This window comes from Oleiphilus sp. HI0132 (genome assembly GCF_001635845.1).
In genome coordinates this window covers 1-982 of sequence record NZ_LWGJ01001857.1, presented here as the reverse complement: position 1 = coordinate 982, position 982 = coordinate 1, and the positions used below count along the sequence as shown (strand labels likewise).

The following is a 982-nucleotide window of genomic DNA, read 5'->3' as shown; positions in this document are numbered from 1 at the left end:
TCAAAAAAGTCTCTATTTGTGGTGGGTTCGGAAAAATAAGCAAGCTGGCAAATGGCCACATGGATTTAAATAGCCGTTCTTCGTCCATTGATTTTGAGCAGCTTGCTCGAATCGCGAAAGCGCAGAAGGCAGACCAAAGCGTGCTCGATAAAATCCAAGAAGCGAATACAAGTATGCAGGTATTTCAGATTTGTCGCGATGCCGGGATACTGATTGGCGATGAATTATGTAAAGCAGCACTTAACGAAGCGCGTCGCGTATTGAGAACACTGCCTGATAATACAGTCACCTTGGAGGTGTATTCTGTTGATCGACAAGGCCAATTTATTGGTTTTGCCTCTGAGGAAAGCCCATGAAGATACTCTTGCTGGGCGGAACGGCAGATGCGCGAGTTTTTACGAAGCGCGCCTATGAAAAGGGTTTGTTTAATACTAACGATCATTCGCTTATTTATAGCGTGGCAGGCTTGGTTCGACAACCCGACGTACCCTGCGAAGTCATTTCCGGAGGCTTTACACAGTTCGGTGGTTTAAAGGCATATATTAGATCGGAAGGCATCGGTGCTGTGTTGGATATGACGCATCCATACGCAGCAAAAATGAGTTCAACGGCGATAGATGTATGTAACAGCTTGGCCTTGCCTTATTGGCGATTTTCTCGAGAACCTTGGGTCGCGCAAAAGGGCGATAACTGGATCTCGGTCTCTTCATGGGCTGATGCGGTCACTGAATGTGCCAAATTTAAGAGAATCTTGCTGACTGTCGGGCAGCTGTCTCAAGACGACATGACGCGACTCAGTGATGTTCTAGCGACCCAAGGTTCTCGAGAAAATCGCCAATAAGGCAAGGCCAAGCTGTTACATACATCTATCGCCGTTGAACTCATTTTTGCTGCGTATGGATGCGTCATATCCCACACAGCACCGATGCCTTCCGATCTAATATATGCCTTTAAACCACCGAACTGTGTAAAGCCTCCGGAA

General features: G+C 46.9%; 2 protein-coding genes and 1 pseudogene. 2 read left to right on the top strand and 1 reads right to left on the bottom strand.

Features of this window, described 5'->3' with window-relative positions; genetic code table 11:
* A pseudogene (locus tag A3766_RS28050) lies at positions 1-356 on the top strand (cobalt-precorrin-5B (C(1))-methyltransferase); the annotation flags it as partial.
* Positions 353-841: a precorrin-6A/cobalt-precorrin-6A reductase gene (locus tag A3766_RS28045; RefSeq protein WP_068643424.1), complete on the top strand. Its 489-nt coding sequence runs from the start codon at positions 353-355 to the stop codon at positions 839-841. The pseudogene A3766_RS28050 and the gene A3766_RS28045, both read left to right, overlap by 4 nt.
* On the opposite strand, the gene A3766_RS29340 is transcribed toward A3766_RS28045, so the two are convergent.
* Positions 775-918 carry a precorrin-6A/cobalt-precorrin-6A reductase gene (locus A3766_RS29340; RefSeq protein WP_231883021.1) on the bottom strand — a complete coding sequence of 48 codons (144 nt, stop codon included), beginning with the start codon at positions 916-918 and terminating at the stop codon, positions 775-777. The two genes, A3766_RS28045 and A3766_RS29340, sit on opposite strands and share 67 nt — an antisense overlap.
* Positions 919-982: the final 64 nt, after the last annotated feature.

Excerpts from the sequence above, each read along its gene's own strand:
- A3766_RS28045 (WP_068643424.1), top strand. The coding sequence starts at position 353 with ATGAAGATACTCTTGCTGGGCGGAACGGCAGATGCGCGAGTTTTTACG.